Source organism: uncultured Abiotrophia sp. (assembly GCF_963520105.1).
GTDB lineage: Bacteria > Bacillota > Bacilli > Lactobacillales > Aerococcaceae > Abiotrophia.
On the sequence record NZ_CAUQPN010000003.1, the window covers coordinates 95,884 to 111,874 of the forward strand.

The following is a 15,991-nucleotide window of genomic DNA, read 5'->3' on the forward strand; positions in this document are numbered from 1 at the left end:
TTTGACTATATCCACTCATCAAAAAACTCCGCGCTAAGCACGGAGTCAGTTTTAAACGATATAGTAATTCTCGTAACCTAACCAAGTCAGAATAGACCGGGTTGGGAAATAGAGGACAAAGGATAGGACCGTATTGAAAATCAAGGTCGGTACCAAGTTCTCCATAATAAAGCGACTCAAGGTCACCTGGGTATAGCCTGTCTCCCGATAGAAAACAAAGATGGCAAAATCCAAGAGACTGATTAAGACGATAAAGAGCATAAAATGCACCAGCCCACGCTTAGGCAGATAACGTTTAATTCGGGTCACACAATAGGCGATGAACCAATAGCCAAAGGCGAAAATACCAATGATGGTCGTGTTATAGCTATCTGCAACCACCCCAAACAAGAGGCTATAGAGGAGGACTTCACGCTCACGGAAATAGAAAGCAAAGGTGATGACCCAATAGAGCATAAGATGACTGACAATCCGCTGACTATCAGCCAGAAACTCAGCTGGGAAGATAGCTGGCAAGGCGGAATCGATGATAATGGAGAAGAAGAAGACTAGCGGGATAAACCAACGTAATTTGCGTTCTCTAGTTACCTTCATACTTACTCACTCCGTCCCTGACGCTTAATCACCGTCACAAAGCGGATATCTGTCATTTCACCGGCTGGCTTAATCCGAACCGTTTGGAAGAGACCATAGTCATCCATCTTGGCTTCGGTCACTTCCCCGATTAAGAGTGAAGACGGCGTCACGCCCCCTAAGCCAGAGGTCTGAACCAAGTCCCCTGCTGCCACTTGAACAGTTGGGTCAACTTGCGTCATCAAGTATTCCTTAGTCTTGCGGTCATAGCCCGAGATAATGCCGTTGGCTGAACCAGACTTAATCTGAATGCTAGCGGCTACCTTACCATCATTGGATTGTTCATTGGACAGGAGTAGGACCTTAGAACTGGTTGGGTTGACTTCGATAATACGGCCAATCAAGCCGTTACCAGACATAACCGACATGTTCTTCTGGATGCCCTCGTTAGCCCCTACGTTAATCACCAGACTCTCCATCCATTGATCGGGATTCCGGGCAATAACGGTCGCATGTACGGTGGTATATTCGGACAGGGACTCGGTCAAGTTAAGTTCTTGCTTCATCTTGCCGTTTTCAGCCTCTAAATCGGCTACCCGCACTTGGAGTTCGTAAATCTTATCAATTTTTTCTTTTAAGTGTTGGTTTTCTTCATGGGTGTTAATCAAGTTGTCGACTGAATCCACGAAGCGTACGACCATGGAGACCGGCTCAGAAAAGAGACGGCCACCCCAGGCGGTCGCATCATTAATAACACTGGTCACCGCATTGTTGGCCCCATTAATCATGGTGTAGGCGACCACGGACACTACTGCGATGGCAGACAGGAGTATCCAGATTAATTTCTTATTATTTAACATTCAAGTATATCTCCTTTTCTGCCTAACGCGCATTCCGTTCTTTTTCTTTGGCTTGGTCAGTCATGGTCTTAAGCATCTTGCCAGCCCCAATAGCTACGGCATCAATAGGTTGCTGACTCAAATGAACGGGTACGCCCACGCTATCATGCAAGCGTTCAGGCAGGCGTTTCAAGAGGGCTGCACCCCCGGTTAAGACAATACCATTCTCGCTAATGTCCGCAGCCAATTCAGGCGGCGTCACTTCTAAGACCTGGCGGATGCCGGTCGCTATTTGGCGGATGACTTCGTCAAGGCCTTGGGCCACAACAGCTGCGGTTACTTCCTTGCTGCCAGGCAAACCTGTGCCCGAATTACGGCCTTTGACGACCAGGGTATCTTCTTTGTCATAATCAGCATAGGCGGCATTGCCAATGGACAGCTTCAAGTCTTCAGCTGCCTGGTCCCCAATCACCAAGTGGTAATGGGTCCGCACTAATTCCTTAATGGCTTGGTTCATGGCATTACCTGCTGCCCGTGAGGTCAAGGATTTGACCACTTCGCCATAGGAAATCAGGGCAATATTGGTGGTCCCCGCGCCAATATCGACTAAGAGATGGCCGCGTGGTTCATAAATTGGCAAGTTTGCCCCTACGGCTGCCGAGAAAGACTCATCAATAATCATGGCCCGGCCAATTCCTAGGTCCTTGAGGGCGTCCACAACGGCACGGCGCTCAACCTTGGAAATATTGCTAGGCACTGAAATGACCACCTCAGGCTTAGACAGACTGCGGTGGAGGGCCTTCTTGATGAAGAAAGCCAAGAGTTGTTTGGTCAAGGAAAAGTCTGCGATGACCCCATCTTGGATGGGATGAATGGTTTCATATTTGTCGGACGTACGCCCAACTAAAGCCGCTGCTTCCTTGCCATAAGCCACGACTTCTTTGGTTTCTGAATTGATTGCGATAATAGAAGGTTCTCTTAACGCAATGCCCTTATTCTCAATGTAAATGATGGTATTAGCGGTCCCTAGGTCGATCCCTAAGCGTTGCTTGCCGAATAAAGCCATTAAGATGTCCTCCTTCACTAAAATGATAGCTACAATCCATTATAGCAAAAAAGCCCCCTTCATTCTACTCTTGACCGTTGAAATATTTGAAATTTGCCTGACACGCCTCCGCCTTAAAAATCTTAGCCCTAAAAAATGCGAAAGCCACCCCTTTGGTCTATATATATATGAGGAGTGATTTTTATGAGAAAAACTGTCAGCTACCTAAGAGAGCTACCTCCCGATAGCCTGCCCAGGGAACGACTGGTCAACTTTGGCGCCAAGGCCCTCTCTAACCAAGAATTGCTGGCCATCCTGTTAGGGACCGGCAGTCAAGACTTGAGAGTCCTAGACTTATCCCTAGCTGTCCTGACCCATTTTCGGGACTTGAGCGAGCTCAAGTCTGCCAGTCTAGATCAGTTTGAAGCCATTAAGGGCATCGGGCCCGTCAAGGCCATCCAACTCCAAGCCTGCATCGAGCTAGGTCAACGTATCGCTCAGAAGCGACCGCCTAAGTTGGGTACCTTAACCTCCACCAAGGCGGCTGGCCAGTGGTTACATGACGCCCTCTGCGATATGCAACAGGAGCACCTCATGGCCCTCTTCCTAAACAGCAAGAATCAAGTCATTCGACAACAAATCATCTTTATTGGCTCGGTCAATGCGAGCGTGGCCCATCCCCGCGAAATCTTCAAGGAAGCCGTCAAGTATCCGACTGCCCGCCTCATCATCGCCCACAACCATCCCTCTGGGGATCCTGAACCTTCTCAAGCCGACCTGCACTTTACCCAGCGCATGATTCAATGTGGTGATTTGATGGGCATTGAACTGCTAGACCACTTTATTATTGGGCATGATGACTATGTTAGCTTGCGGGAAACGACTAAGCTCTTTCACTAAATTGTCTGTACAACCAATAAGTTGCGTCAGTATCTTTAGTAGATATGCATAGTATTTCCAATTATTTTTAGTATAACGCTTGCAATTTGTATAGTGAGTGCTATAATAAAGTTATATTTTATGTTTAGTAAGATCGCGATGTCCCTATCACCTTCTAACGACGGCTAGAATATAATATAGACTGTGCGACAGCACAAGGAGGAATTGCATAATGGAGCAAGGTAAGGTAAAATGGTTTAACTCAGAAAAAGGCTTCGGTTTTATCGAACGCGAAAACGGCAACGATGTATTCGTTCACTTTTCTGCGATTTTGGGTGAAGGCTATAAAACCTTAGAAGAAGGCCAAGTTGTTAACTTCGAAGTTGAAGAAGGCGCTCGTGGTCCTCAAGCAGCAAATGTTGAAAAATTAGCTTAATGCCAATTAACACACAAAAAGCGATGGAACTTCCATCGCTTTATTTTTTTGATCAATTTCGGTACCGGTTTTTGTAATTTAATTTTATATATAATTTATTTCAAAAATTCCTTGACCTGGCTGATAAAATAGAGAGACCCCGTTAAAATCAAGGCTTTTTTCGCTTCCTGCTGGCTAGCTTGATAGTCCACTAGCTTAGACTGCCAGTCTAAGAAAGGCAAAGCTGTTTGCGCCTGCCAATCAGCTTGTGTCATGGCACCAGGATAGTCAAAGGTCGACAGATAGACTGCCATGCCCTCTTCCGCCCACTTATTCAGATAAGTTAGGTGGCTGTCCTGGTCCTTGCGCTTGAGGCCAGCAAAAATTACCGTCACCTGGTAATCTGCCAAATCATGCGTCAGAAAGCCATCCAAGGCTTGGAGGCCTTGACTATTATGGGCGCCATCGACCAAGATAAGTGGCTCATGACTTAAGCACTCTAGGCGCCCCTGCCAGTTTACCTGTTCTAGAGCAGCTAGGGCCTGATCCCAGTCAATCTCACGTTTCATTTGATTCATCCAAGCCTCAAAGCTAGCTAAGGCTAGGGCTAGATTATCTCCCTGGTGCTTACCTAACATGGCAATGGTCACCTGGTCAAAGTGTCGCCCTGATGGCAAAGTCACTTGCCAGTTTCGTTTACTTAGGCCTCTGCCTTCTTGCACAGGAGTGACATGAAAATCTCGGCCTAATTGCATGACTTGCCCCTGGAAGTTGAGATTAACCAGTAGGCCAGGTAAGACTGCCAAGGCTTCTTGGGGTAGGCGCCCTAGCCCCACTATCCCAGTTTTCGGCTTAATAATGCCAAACTTTTGCTGAGCAATCTCTGTCAGACTATGGCCCAGTCGATCCTGGTGATCATAGCCAATAGTGGTAATCAGGGCCATATCAGCCTCCAGCACATTGGTGCAATCCCAGAGCCCCCCTACTCCTACTTCTATCAGGCAGACATCAAGTTGACACTGACTGAAATAGACTAGCATCATGACGGTATAGAGTTCAAAGCCAGAGAGCGGACCCCAATCTTGGGCTATCAATTTTTCATTAAGCTCAACCATAGTACGGACCAATTCCACTAGTTTCTCATCCTCAATGGGCTGGCCGCTAACCATGAGTCGCTCGTTGAAGGCCAGGATATGGGGCGAGGAAAAGGCCCCCACTCTCAGCCCTTGGCTGATAAACAAACCCTGTAAGTAGGCCAAGGTTGAGCCCTTGCCGTTGGTACCAGCTAGTTGAATAATACTTGGCAGTGACGCTTGTGGCTGGCCTAACAGGCTTAAAGCATGGCGCATGCGGTCAAATCCTGGTCTAAGCTGGTGACTGGTCTGGCGACTGAGCCAATCATGTGCGGCTTCAATACTTGTAATTTCTTGTCCCATGACATCCTCCTCTTAATCAAGTAACTAAAATCATGGCATAGACCGAAGGCTAGGACGCCCGTCCTAGCCTTCTACTATCTTGCTGCTTACATTAAGTCTTTGACTTGTTGAATCCGTTCCTTGACAGTCTTTAATTGGCTGAGGTAGCCTTGACGCTTGTTGCGCTCTTCCGCTACCACATGTTCTGGCGCGCGTGAAACGAATTTCTCGTTAGACAATTTGCCGTCAATACGTGCGACTTCTTTCTCTAACTTAGCTTGTTCGCCTTCCAGACGGGCTAACTCATCTTCTAGCTTAATCAATCCCTTAAGTGGCATTAAAATCTCAGCGAAGCTCAAGACCTGGGTTACCACTTCTTCCGGATGCTCGGGTGCTTGGCTGATTAACAGTTGAGCTGGGTTACAGAAGCGTTTGATGTAGGCTTGGTTAGCCTCTAAGAGGGCTTGGCCTGTTGCATCTTGAACCTTAATGTAGAGATCTACCGGCTTAGATAATGGCGTGTTCATCTCGTTACGGATGGTCCGCACGGCACGAATCAATTCCATTAATTGGGCCATTTGGGCCTCCACTTTGCTATCTTGATATGCCTCCATTACGCGTGGATAGTCCGCCACCACGATGGACTTATCTTGGCCACCAATTTGTTGCCAGATTTCTTCCGTCACAAATGGCATGATTGGGTGAAGCAGACGGAGGAATTGATCTAAGACGAAGACCAAAATAGATTTGGTGGTTGTATTAGCAGCTTCCTTGTCTTGGAGTTGCTCCTTGGTCATTTCGATGTACCAGTCACAGTAGTCGTCCCAGATGAAGCTATAGAGGATTCGGCCAGCTTCCCCGAACTCGAAGCGTTCGAAGAGACGGGTTACATCTGCAATGGTGGTTTGGAGACGGGCTAGAATCCAACGATCCGCTAGGGTCAAGTCTTGGCCAATGGACAAGTTATCCAAGGTCAAGTCGCCCACGTTCATAAGCACATAACGGCTGGCATTCCAAATCTTGTTGATGAAATTCCAAGCTGCATCCATCTTATCAGTCGAGAAGCGGACATCTTGGCCAGGTGCTGAACCATTGGCCAGGAACCAACGCAGGGAGTCTACCCCATACTGCTCGATGACATCCATTGGGTCCACCCCGTTACCCAGGGACTTGGACATCTTACGGCCTTCCGCATCCCGAATCAAACCATGGATGAGGACATTTTGGAAAGGACGACGGCCGGTGAATTCCAAACTCTGGAACATCATGCGGCTGACCCAGAAGGTCAGGATGTCATAACCCGTTACCAAGGTGTTGTTAGGGAAGTAGCGTTTGAAGTCAGCTGATTCTTCATCAGGCCAACCCATAGTTGAGAATGGCCAGAGGGCACTTGAGAACCAAGTGTCTAAGACGTCTGGATCTTGGGTCCAGTTTTGGCTATCTGCAGGTGCTTCCATGCCCACATAAACCTCACCTGTCTCATTGTGGTACCAGGCTGGGATTTGATGCCCCCACCAGAGTTGACGTGATACTACCCAGTCGTGAATGTTTTCCATCCAACGAATGTAGGCATCGTTAAAGCGCGGTGGGTAGAAGTTAACGGTATTCTCCCCTTGAGCCTTCTGAGCGGCAATGGCTTGCTCAGCCAAAGGCCCCATGCGGACGAACCATTGCGTCGACAGACGAGGTTCTACCACGACACCAGTCCGTTCAGAGTGACCCACAGAGTGTAAGTGTTGTTCAATCTTGATTAAGAGGCCAGCAGCGTCTAAGTCCGCTACAACCGCCTTACGTGCAGCAAAGCGATCCATGCCTTGGTACTTGCCTGCTAATTCGTTCATAGTGGCATCATCGTTCATGACATTGATACGTGGCAAGTCATGACGGTTCCCCACTTCAAAGTCGTTAGGGTCGTGAGCTGGCGTAATTTTAACTACCCCAGTCCCAAAGTCTTGCTCCACGTATTCATCAGCAATCACTGGAATTTCGCGGTTAACTAATGGCAAGATCACCTTCTTGCCAATCAAGGCTTGATAACGTTCATCGTCCGGGTGAACCGCCACGGCCGTATCCCCTAAGAGGGTTTCAGGACGGGTAGTCGCCACTTCTAAGTAGCCAGAACCGTCTGCCAAAGGATACTTCATGTGGTAGAAGGCACCTTCCACATCCTTATGGATGACTTCGATATCAGATAAGGAAGTCTTAGCTGCTGGGTCCCAGTTGATGATGTATTCGCCCCGGTAGAGCAAGTCCTTCTCATAGAGGGTAACGAAAACCTTCTTAACGGCTTCTGACAGCCCCTCATCCAGGGTAAAGCGTTCGCGGCTATAGTCGACAGAAATACCCATCTTAGCCCATTGTTGACGAATGTGGCCAGCGTATTCTTCCTTCCAAGCCCAGGTTTGTTCCAGGAATTTCTCCCGGCCTAGGTCATAACGAGACAGGCCTTGGCCTCGTAATTTTTCTTCGACCTTGGCTTGGGTAGCAATGCCGGCATGGTCCATCCCAGGCAACCAGAGGGTGTCAAAGCCTTGCATACGTTTCTGACGGATAATCATATCTTGCAAGGTAACGTCCCAGGCATGGCCTAGGTGGAGTTTACCGGTGACGTTTGGTGGTGGAATGACAATGGAATAAGGCTCTGCTTCTGGGTCTTCCGATGGCTTAAAGACGCCACGTTCTAACCACTCTTCGTATTTCCCGGCTTCAATGGCCTGGGGATTATACTTGGTTGATAGTTCTTTGGTCATAATGTCCTCCTTATAAAATTAACGATGGGTGGGTGGAGAAATGCGCCGTCTTGTGCCTAAAAACGTGAAAATCTTCCGTCGGTCGAGCCGAACTGACAGCCCTAAGAGCGGGACCGCCTCCAGCCTCCTGCGGAGTCTTCCGGCTTGCCCAGCTATGGCATTCGTACGTCGCCAAAGGCTCCTACGACTGCTCATACTCTTGACATCCTTAGCGCCCTAAGGCTGTCAGTTCGGACGCGACTCCAGATTTTCACTTGAGGTACACGGACAAGAACGAAATAGTATTGTCTTCCTACTACGAAAAAACTCGCCCTAGTCAGCCTGTTGCTGCCTAGGGCGAGGGTCTCGCGGTACCACCTAAGTTTTGTTACTCATCTGTTGCTATCGGAGTGCCTCCTCCGTCAGGGACTACTGGGCCTGGGGCTGTTGGCACCTGATACTCTGAGCTACTGGGTTCATCCTATGGAAGCTTGCAGCCGATGGCTTCCTCTCTGGGGTGGGCGGTGAACCGACTCTCTTCATCGTTAGTTATGTGATATAGTTAGTGTAGCAGAAAAGAGGCATTAAGGCAAGTGCCTTTACATCAATCGAGTAGTTGATCAATCATGCGATGGTGATTATTAATGAATAAGGAATAGGTATTAAACACTTCCGTCTCTTCATATGATTTCTGAGTAATTTCACTATCATTAATCTCGTAAATTACAGCACCAGGATATGCAAGCAATATCGGAGAGTGAGTAGCTATAATGAGCTGGCATCCATGGTCTAACATACGCTTAAACTCTACTAATAATGTCATCTGCATACTAGGTGAAAGTGCAGCTTCAGGCTCGTCGAACAAATAAACCCCACTATCCTTTAAGCGAAATTGGACAAAACGCATGAAACTCTCTCCGTTCGAAAAATTATTCATTGATTTAACGCCATAGTAGTCATTCAACTGATAGTTATCGACAAACTGCTTCGTTTGATAAAACGTATCCGCCCGAAAATAAAAGGCATCTTTCTCTCTTTGGGACGCTACTCTTACTAATCTGAATAAATCAGCGTATTGTTCCGGCTCTGTCTGACGATTGCCTATGAAGTTTCTGGACCCTCCACTTTCGCGAATGCCTAATTTATTGGCGATAATGTTTAGAATAGTCGTCTTTCCTGATCCATTTAACCCGGTAAAAAGTGTAATCTTACCAAAGTGCAGTCCCTTATCATCCATATTATTTAAAAACTTCAACCTATCGTATAGCTCGATATTCCTACATTCACACGAAAAAAACAACGGTCTAATCGCTCTAACAAACACTATTAATCCCCCTTTAAATACCCCAAAATATCACTGAACATTCTGTGTTGACTGTAAAAATCATAAATTTCTATCCCCTTTTCATTAGCCTCAGATAAATAAGCTTTCTGATAATTACAGTTTCTTCTTTCTTTACTTAACAATGGGCTGGATCCAGACGATTATATCATATATGGGTAAGTCAAACTCGCCCTAGTCAGCACAAGGCTGCCTAGGGCGAGCTAAGTCGCGGTACCACCTAAGTTTATCACTCGTCTGTTGCTATCGGAGTGTCTCCTCCGTCAGGGACTACTGGACAGCGAGCTGTCGTTGGCACCTGATACTCTGAGCTACTTGGTTCATCCTGTGGAAGCTTTCAGCCTGAGGCTTCCTCTCTGGACTAGGCGGTTGAACCCCTTCTCTTCATCGTCTCTTATGTGAATACACTAAGTGTAGTAGAAAAGTTGAGTCATGACAAGCTATTCATTAATTGAGACTAGCCGAACTTTCATAATATCCGGATTGGTGGATAATTCTTCGATCAATTGGACGTGAGTCAAGTCCTTAGGCAAATGAATGGTGAAGGTATTGCGGTAAATCTTCTTGCCGTCCACATTGGTTACATCGAATTGAACATCCGTCAGTTCAATGTGGTGCGTCCTGAAGAAGTCGGCAAAGAATTCCTTGGTAGCAACCCGGTGAACATATTGAATTTCCAGACGCCGAACATCGGGGATGCGGACAATAAAGCGAATGACCGTTAGGGAGAAAATAACCCCTAAGAAGGTCAAACCAGCAATTTCATAATACCCCATACCGAGAGCAATCCCCAGCGCCGCTGTCGTCCAGAGGGAAGCGGCCGTGGTCAGGCCGGCTACCCTTTGCTTGGTGACCACGATGGTCCCGGCGCCCAGGAAACCAATTCCGCTGACAATAGGCGCCAGCAAACGCACTTGGTCTACTTCAATTTCTGGGAAACCGTGCATTTTTTGATAGAAGACAGCCGATTGAATCATGGAAATGGCAGTGGCCCCGATACAAACTAAAATATGGGTACGCAGACCAGCCGGCCGGTTCTTGCGTTGGCGGTCATAGCCGATGACCCCAGCGAAGAGAATGGCCAGACAGAGTCTAACTAAAATAACATAAGCTGACATGAGCGCTTCCTTTCTCACTTTAAGTAACAGTTCATTATAGCCCATCAGGTCGAAAAATGCGAGTTAAATGCCGTTTGCTTGCTATAAACTGCCCATAGAAAAAGGACTGGTCACCCAGCCCCCTTTTCCTTATAAGCCCCGCTTACGACGGAAGGCTGTAATCTTGTTCATTGCCCGGTCCAATTCAATCTTAGCCTTAATAAAGGCCTTGTTATCCTTGTTGGCAATGGCTTCTTGCATATTAATCTCGGCTTCTTGTTGTTCCACACTTACTTGAGCTTCATCAATGTCTTTCCCACGAATTGCGTAGTTAGAGATAATCTCTACTTCATTGTTGCGCATTTCCAAGACGCCACCATTAATGGCGATAAAGTCATCGGTAAAGCCTTCATGCACCCGTACCACCTTGACAACGCTAAGTTCTAGCGGTGCCAAAATTGGCGTATGGTTAGGTAGAACGGTTAGGCCACCATCTACTGCCCGAACACTACAGGACAGGGCTTGGTGATCATAGATAACCCCTTGAGGCGAGTAAATGCGTACCCGCATGGTATGCTGGTCCTTTGGATTGGCCATAGTGGTCACCTTCTTAATCTAAGCCTGCTGGCAAGTCAACGCCCATTTTACGTGCCTTCTCAATGGCTTGGCTAATTGGCCCCACATTACGGAAGGCTTCTTCAGGTAAGGCATCGTACTTACCGTCCACAATTCCTTCAAAGCCATGAAGGGTTTCTTCAATTGGCACGAAGGAACCAGGAATCCCGGTAAAGGCTTCGGCTACGTGGAAGTTTTGCGATAGAAAGAATTGGAGACGGCGTGCACGTTTAACCACGATTTTCTCTTCATCAGATAATTCTTCAATCCCCAGAATGGCAATGATATCTTGCAATTCACGGTAGCGTTGCAGAATCTTCTGTACCTTAAGGGCAATGTTGTAGTGGCGTTGGCCGACAATTTCTTCTGCCAAGGCACTTGAAGTGGAAGCCAGTGGATCCACCGCTGGGTAAATCCCTTGCTCGGTCAAGCGACGTTCCAAGTTGGTAGTCGCATCCAAGTGGGCGAAAGTTGTGGCTGGTGCTGGGTCCGTATAGTCATCGGCAGGCACATAGACGGCCTGGATAGAGGTAATGGACCCATTCTTAGTTGAGGTAATCCGTTCCTGCATGGCCCCCATTTCAGAAGCCAAGGTTGGTTGATAACCTACGGCAGAAGGCATCCGGCCCAGTAAGGCAGAGACTTCAGAACCCGCTTGGGTGAAACGGAAGATGTTGTCGATGAAGAGCAGCACGTCTTGTTTGAGCTCATCACGGAAGTATTCGGCCATGGTCAAACCAGTTAAGACAACCCGCATACGGGCACCAGGTGGCTCGTTCATTTGGCCGAAGACCATGGCGGTCTTCTTGTTAACCCCGGATTCACGCATCTCGAAAACCAAGTCGTTCCCTTCACGCGTCCGTTCGCCGACCCCAGTGAAGACCGAAATCCCCCCTAGTTGCTCGGCAATGTTATGAATTAATTCTTGAATGAGGACCGTCTTCCCTACCCCGGCACCGCCGAAGAGGCCGATTTTACCCCCTTTGATATAAGGGGCTAAGAGGTCGATGACCTTAATCCCGGTCTCAAGAATGGTATAACTAGAACTTAATTCTTCAAAAGTTGGTGCTGGACGGTGAATCCCTCGCACCTCATGATCGCCATCTAGGCGACCCATATCATCAATTGGTTGACCTAAGACGTTGAATACCCGGCCCAGGGTTACTTCCCCTACCGGTACTTCAATCAAGCGGTCTGTATCCAGTACGGCTAGCCCACGCTGGAGCCCGTCGGTAGATTCCATGGCGATGGTCCGCACTACCCCATCCCCCAAGTCCAAGGCAACTTCCAGGGTAATGGATTGGGACAGGTCTACATCTGACAAGTCCATTGCTTCACTGACGGGTTGACGGGTGACCACCAAGGCATGGTGGATATCAGGCACCCCATTTTCAACCGGAAAAGCCACATCGACAACTGGGCCGATGACTTGCTCAATTCGTCCAATCCGCATGGTCTAATCCTCCTTCTTCTTATTATCATTCAGGGCATTGGCCCCATTGATAATCTCTAAAATTTCATTGGTTACTCGTAATTGACGTTCTTGGTTAAATTGCTGCTTCAAGGCGTCAATCATCTCATTGGCTGCGTCTGTCGCACTGCGCATGGCGTTCATACGACTGCCGTGTTCAGCCGTCTTGGCATCGACAATGGCCCCATAAATCTGACTCTCCGCAAACTGTGGCAGGAGCACGTCCAGCAAGGCCCCTTGAGAGGGCTCTACTAGATAGTCAACATTGGCCATATCATCCTCGTCCTCATCTAAGACATCTAAATCAGTCAAAGGCAAGACCTGGTCAGCCCGGAATTGGGAACTAACCGCGTTAATATGATGGTTGTAACAGACATAGAGGGCATCGAAGGCCTGCTCCTTGAAGAGCTTGACCGCCCGTTTGACAATGGCTTGTACCTCACCGAAGGTTGGTCGGTCCGAAATGTCGTGCATTTCCTTGGCTACATAGTAGCCGTTCTCCCGACAAAACTTGGCAATCGGCTCCCCAATGGCCAGGACCACAATCTCACTCTTGTCGGCATGGTCTTCTTCAAACATCTGTTGGACCGCCTTGATTATGGAGGAGTTGTAGCTCCCCGCCAAACCACGGTCTGAGGAAATAATCAGATAGCCGGTCTTCTTAACGGGACGCTCTAAGAGCATATCGTGAAAGTCGATATAGTTGAGCCCGTCTTGACGAATGGGCACCCCATCGTCTAAGAGCTCCAACTGGGACTTGGCCACATGGGAGACCATCTTGCGCACTTTCTCAGCATAGAGGAAGTAATCCTTGGCGTCTTGGGCCATCTTGTTATACTTGGCAGCCGACACCATCCGCATGGCATTGGTGATTTGGGCAGTCTTTTTAGTGGACTCAATCCGCTTTTTAATTTCATTTAAAGCCATTTATGTCCGCCCCTCCTCAGGCTTAGTCAGCGACCAAAGGCCGCGCACTCAATGGTTGAAAGCGTTGGCCGAATTCAGCCAAGATGCTATCCATGAGCTGTTGATCAGGTAGAACCTTCTTAGTCACAATCTCATGCAAGATGACATCGTAGTTATCTCGGAAGAAGGTCATAAGTTGGTCTTGATAGTCTTCAATCATTTCTAGTGGCACAGAATCCATATAGCCATGAATCAATGCATAGAGGATGACCACTTGTTCTTCAACTGGCAAGGTCTTGTGCAGCTTCTGCTTGAGCACCGCTACGGTCCGTTTCCCACGGTTGAGCTTGTGTTGCGTAGCCGCATCTAAGTCTGAACCGAACTGAGTGAAGGCTTCTAATTCACGGTAGCTAGCCAAGTCAATCCGCAAGGTCCCAGAGACCTGTTTCATCGGTTTGAGCTGAGCTGCTCCCCCTACCCGAGAAACTGACAGACCGGCGTTAATAGCAGGTCGAATACCCGAGAAGAAGAGATCACTTTCCAAGAAGATTTGACCGTCGGTAATGGAAATGACATTGGTTGGAATGTAGGCCGAAATGTCACCAGCCTGGGTTTCCACGATTGGCAGTGAGGTCAAGGACCCACCACCTAAGGCGTCACTGAGTTTGGCACTACGCTCTAAGAGGCGTGAATGCAAGTAGAAGACGTCCCCTGGATAAGCTTCACGACCTGGTGGGCGTTTGAGCAAGAGGGACATTTCACGATAGGCCGCAGCTTGCTTAGATAGGTCATCATAGACAACCAAGACATGCTGGCCATTATACATGAATTCTTCCCCGATGGCAGTCCCTGAATAAGGCGCTAGGTAAAGTAAAGGCGCAGGTTGTGAGGCAGAAGCTGTCACGACGACAGTATAGTCCATGGCCCCATATTGTTCTAAGGTATTGACCAGGTTCTTAACCGTGGATTCCTTCTGACCAATGGCCACATAGATACAGATAACATCCTTACCCTTTTGGTTGATAATGGCATCAACCGCTAAGGAAGTCTTCCCTGTCTTACGGTCCCCGATAATCAGTTCCCGTTGGCCACGACCAATTGGTACTAAGGCGTCAACCGCCTTAATCCCTGTTTGCATTGGTTCATTCACACTCTGGCGGTCCATGATACCAGGCGCAGGTGTCTCAACTGGACGGGTCCGGTTGCTGTCGATCCGACCTAAACCATCCAGCGGACGGCCTAGAGGGTCCACAACACGACCCAATAGGCCAGGACCTACTGGGACTTCCATGATCTTACCCAGACGGCGGACTAAGTCACCCTCATGGATATTCTCATACTTACCGAAAATGATAATCCCAACATCATTGGATTCCAGGTTTTGCACCATGCCGATAGAGCCGTTGGCAAACTCGACCATCTCACCCGACATGACATTCTCTAGCCCAATCACACGGGCAATCCCGTCACCGATAAAGGTAACCGTCCCGATTTCTTCTAAATTGTCTTGCGATCTAAAGCGGCGGATCTGTTGACGTAAACGATCTTCTAAACGCTCTGTCATCTACGATTCATCTCCTTGTAACCAGCCTTTTTCTAAGAAGGCACGTATTTCTCTTAATTTCTTCTGCCCTGTCACTTCATAGTAGAAGGTCTCTGACTGCAGGCGAACCCCAGTAATCAAGCTAGGATCGACCACTGTCGTAATACGACGCAGAGGCTTCTTGGTAATTTCCATGAATTTGCGGGTCATCTTTTCCTTCTCATCTTCAGTCAAAGGCACAGCACTGGTAATCATCAAGGTCTCAGAACGGACTTGGCGGCGACGTTCATCATGGTTCTCATAACCACTCGAAATTTGCGCCATAAGCTTGTCTAAGAGGCGGTCCTCATACTGGGTCCGGTTCTCGTCCCGAACCTGATCTGCATCAGACGAATCCCCTGCTTGATTACTAGCCGCAGCCTGAGCGACTTCACCATGATAGGTTTCCAGGTATTCTTGTTGCATCTTGCGCAACAATTTATCTTCGAAGGTTTTCTCCCGCTTCTTCTTAGCCTCTTCCATATCAGCAATTTGAGGACGCTTGAGAGAGACAGAGGCTTGCTTTACTTCTTCTGTCATGATATATCATCCATTCCTTCAATAAAGTCGTCCACTAAACGGTGATAGTCTTCTGGTTTGATTTCCCGTTGGATAATCTTCTCAGCAATCTCAATGGAGATGTCAGTCAATTCTGCCCGTAAGTCACTTAACATACGGCGACGTTCCAAGGCAATATCCTTCTGAGCGGTCTCCTTCATGCGGATAACCTCTTCTTTGGCTTCCTTGAGCATGGTGTCTTGAACTTGCAGGCTTTGTTTCTTAGCTTGCAAGATAATTTGAGTTGCTTCCGCCCGTGCGTCACGCAAAGCTAATTGCGCATCACGGTTGGCGTCTTGGGCAGCTGCCTTTTCAGAAGCAGCCGTCTGAATGTCGTGGTCAATGACCTGTTTGCGCTCTGACAAAATCTTAGTCAGCGGGCCCCAGGCAAAGTGTTTCACGATGAGAAGCAAAATCACGAAGGCCACCAAGGTAACAATGGTATGGCCCAACGAGGTATTGATACTTGTATTTAATAACAGCGTGTTCATATATAGCCTCCCGAATTTGACCTTCAAGCGTCAG

At 48.1% G+C, this 15,991-nt stretch carries 15 protein-coding genes; 2 read left to right on the top strand and 13 right to left on the bottom strand.

What is annotated here, in order from left to right:
* Window positions 1-51 precede the first annotated feature (51 nt).
* The 3 genes from mreD to RWO08_RS04750 are packed head-to-tail and all read right to left on the bottom strand — an operon-like array spanning window position 52 to window position 2,478.
* Complete coding sequence (gene mreD, locus RWO08_RS04740; RefSeq protein ID WP_070755092.1) at window positions 52-594, bottom strand: rod shape-determining protein MreD; 543 nt, start codon at window positions 592-594, stop codon at window positions 52-54.
* 2 nt (window positions 595-596) lie between these two features.
* Window positions 597-1,433: a rod shape-determining protein MreC gene (gene mreC, locus RWO08_RS04745; protein ID WP_314211353.1), complete on the bottom strand. Its 837-nt coding sequence runs from the start codon at window positions 1,431-1,433 to the stop codon at window positions 597-599.
* 22 nt (window positions 1,434-1,455) lie between these two features.
* Window positions 1,456-2,478 (bottom strand): rod shape-determining protein, encoded by a 1,023-nt coding sequence (locus tag RWO08_RS04750; RefSeq protein ID WP_314211354.1) that lies wholly within the window; start codon window positions 2,476-2,478, stop codon window positions 1,456-1,458.
* Window positions 2,479-2,661: 183 nt separating this feature from the next.
* Here RWO08_RS04750 and radC point away from each other — a divergent pair, with 183 nt between their 5' ends.
* Together radC and RWO08_RS04760 are read left to right on the top strand one after the other, a co-directional pair.
* The gene (radC, locus tag RWO08_RS04755) at window positions 2,662-3,357 is read left to right on the top strand and encodes a DNA repair protein RadC (RefSeq protein WP_023391936.1); all 696 of its coding nucleotides are present in this window, start codon (window positions 2,662-2,664) and stop codon (window positions 3,355-3,357) included.
* 211 nt (window positions 3,358-3,568) lie between these two features.
* Window positions 3,569-3,772, top strand: coding sequence for a cold-shock protein (locus RWO08_RS04760; RefSeq protein ID WP_023391935.1), 204 nt, complete (start codon window positions 3,569-3,571; stop codon window positions 3,770-3,772).
* A 95-nt stretch (window positions 3,773-3,867) separates the two neighbouring features.
* Here RWO08_RS04760 and RWO08_RS04765 read toward each other — a convergent pair whose 3' ends face one another.
* The 10 genes from RWO08_RS04765 to atpF form a co-directional block, all read right to left on the bottom strand.
* Window positions 3,868-5,187, bottom strand: a complete 1,320-nt coding sequence (locus RWO08_RS04765; RefSeq protein WP_314211355.1) for a bifunctional folylpolyglutamate synthase/dihydrofolate synthase — start codon at window positions 5,185-5,187, stop codon at window positions 3,868-3,870.
* An 86-nt stretch (window positions 5,188-5,273) separates the two neighbouring features.
* Complete coding sequence (locus tag RWO08_RS04770) at window positions 5,274-7,916, bottom strand: valine--tRNA ligase (protein ID WP_314211356.1); 2,643 nt, start codon at window positions 7,914-7,916, stop codon at window positions 5,274-5,276.
* Window positions 7,917-8,499: 583 nt separating this feature from the next.
* Window positions 8,500-9,132 (bottom strand): AAA family ATPase, encoded by a 633-nt coding sequence (locus tag RWO08_RS04775; RefSeq protein ID WP_314211357.1) that lies wholly within the window; start codon window positions 9,130-9,132, stop codon window positions 8,500-8,502.
* 545 nt (window positions 9,133-9,677) lie between these two features.
* Window positions 9,678-10,355 (bottom strand): MgtC/SapB family protein, encoded by a 678-nt coding sequence (locus tag RWO08_RS04780; protein ID WP_314211358.1) that lies wholly within the window; start codon window positions 10,353-10,355, stop codon window positions 9,678-9,680.
* A gap of 129 nt (window positions 10,356-10,484) precedes the next feature.
* Window positions 10,485-10,931: an ATP synthase F1 subunit epsilon gene (atpC, locus tag RWO08_RS04785; RefSeq protein WP_314211359.1), complete on the bottom strand. Its 447-nt coding sequence runs from the start codon at window positions 10,929-10,931 to the stop codon at window positions 10,485-10,487.
* 13 nt (window positions 10,932-10,944) lie between these two features.
* On the bottom strand, window positions 10,945-12,402 hold the full coding sequence (gene atpD / locus RWO08_RS04790; protein WP_291431010.1) for a F0F1 ATP synthase subunit beta: 1,458 nt from the start codon (window positions 12,400-12,402) through the stop codon (window positions 10,945-10,947).
* 3 nt (window positions 12,403-12,405) lie between these two features.
* The gene (gene atpG / locus RWO08_RS04795; protein WP_023391928.1) at window positions 12,406-13,347 is read right to left on the bottom strand and encodes an ATP synthase F1 subunit gamma; all 942 of its coding nucleotides are present in this window, start codon (window positions 13,345-13,347) and stop codon (window positions 12,406-12,408) included.
* Between the two features lie 22 nt (window positions 13,348-13,369).
* On the bottom strand, window positions 13,370-14,890 hold the full coding sequence (gene atpA, locus RWO08_RS04800) for a F0F1 ATP synthase subunit alpha (RefSeq protein ID WP_023391927.1): 1,521 nt from the start codon (window positions 14,888-14,890) through the stop codon (window positions 13,370-13,372).
* Window positions 14,891-15,448 (bottom strand): F0F1 ATP synthase subunit delta, encoded by a 558-nt coding sequence (locus RWO08_RS04805; protein WP_306486942.1) that lies wholly within the window; start codon window positions 15,446-15,448, stop codon window positions 14,891-14,893.
* Complete coding sequence (gene atpF, locus RWO08_RS04810) at window positions 15,445-15,957, bottom strand: F0F1 ATP synthase subunit B (protein ID WP_070755100.1); 513 nt, start codon at window positions 15,955-15,957, stop codon at window positions 15,445-15,447. The genes RWO08_RS04805 and atpF overlap by 4 nt, the downstream gene beginning before the upstream one ends.
* Window positions 15,958-15,991: the final 34 nt, after the last annotated feature.

Bases quoted from the DNA above. Each gene is read 5' to 3' on its own strand.
- mreD (WP_070755092.1), bottom strand. From the start codon at position 594: ATGAAGGTAACTAGAGAACGCAAATTACGTTGGTTTATCCCGCTAGTC.
- mreC (WP_314211353.1), bottom strand. From the start codon at position 1,433: ATGTTAAATAATAAGAAATTAATCTGGATACTCCTGTCTGCCATCGCA.
- RWO08_RS04750 (WP_314211354.1), bottom strand. From the start codon at position 2,478: ATGGCTTTATTCGGCAAGCAACGCTTAGGGATCGACCTAGGGACCGCT.
- radC (WP_023391936.1), top strand. From the start codon at position 2,662: ATGAGAAAAACTGTCAGCTACCTAAGAGAGCTACCTCCCGATAGCCTG.
- RWO08_RS04760 (WP_023391935.1), top strand. From the start codon at position 3,569: ATGGAGCAAGGTAAGGTAAAATGGTTTAACTCAGAAAAAGGCTTCGGT.
- RWO08_RS04765 (WP_314211355.1), bottom strand. From the start codon at position 5,187: ATGGGACAAGAAATTACAAGTATTGAAGCCGCACATGATTGGCTCAGT.
- RWO08_RS04770 (WP_314211356.1), bottom strand. From the start codon at position 7,916: ATGACCAAAGAACTATCAACCAAGTATAATCCCCAGGCCATTGAAGCC.
- RWO08_RS04775 (WP_314211357.1), bottom strand. From the start codon at position 9,132: ATGGATGATAAGGGACTGCACTTTGGTAAGATTACACTTTTTACCGGG.
- RWO08_RS04780 (WP_314211358.1), bottom strand. From the start codon at position 10,355: ATGTCAGCTTATGTTATTTTAGTTAGACTCTGTCTGGCCATTCTCTTC.
- atpC (WP_314211359.1), bottom strand. From the start codon at position 10,931: ATGGCCAATCCAAAGGACCAGCATACCATGCGGGTACGCATTTACTCG.
- atpD (WP_291431010.1), bottom strand. From the start codon at position 12,402: ATGCGGATTGGACGAATTGAGCAAGTCATCGGCCCAGTTGTCGATGTG.
- atpG (WP_023391928.1), bottom strand. From the start codon at position 13,347: ATGGCTTTAAATGAAATTAAAAAGCGGATTGAGTCCACTAAAAAGACT.
- atpA (WP_023391927.1), bottom strand. From the start codon at position 14,890: ATGACAGAGCGTTTAGAAGATCGTTTACGTCAACAGATCCGCCGCTTT.
- RWO08_RS04805 (WP_306486942.1), bottom strand. From the start codon at position 15,448: ATGACAGAAGAAGTAAAGCAAGCCTCTGTCTCTCTCAAGCGTCCTCAA.
- atpF (WP_070755100.1), bottom strand. From the start codon at position 15,957: ATGAACACGCTGTTATTAAATACAAGTATCAATACCTCGTTGGGCCAT.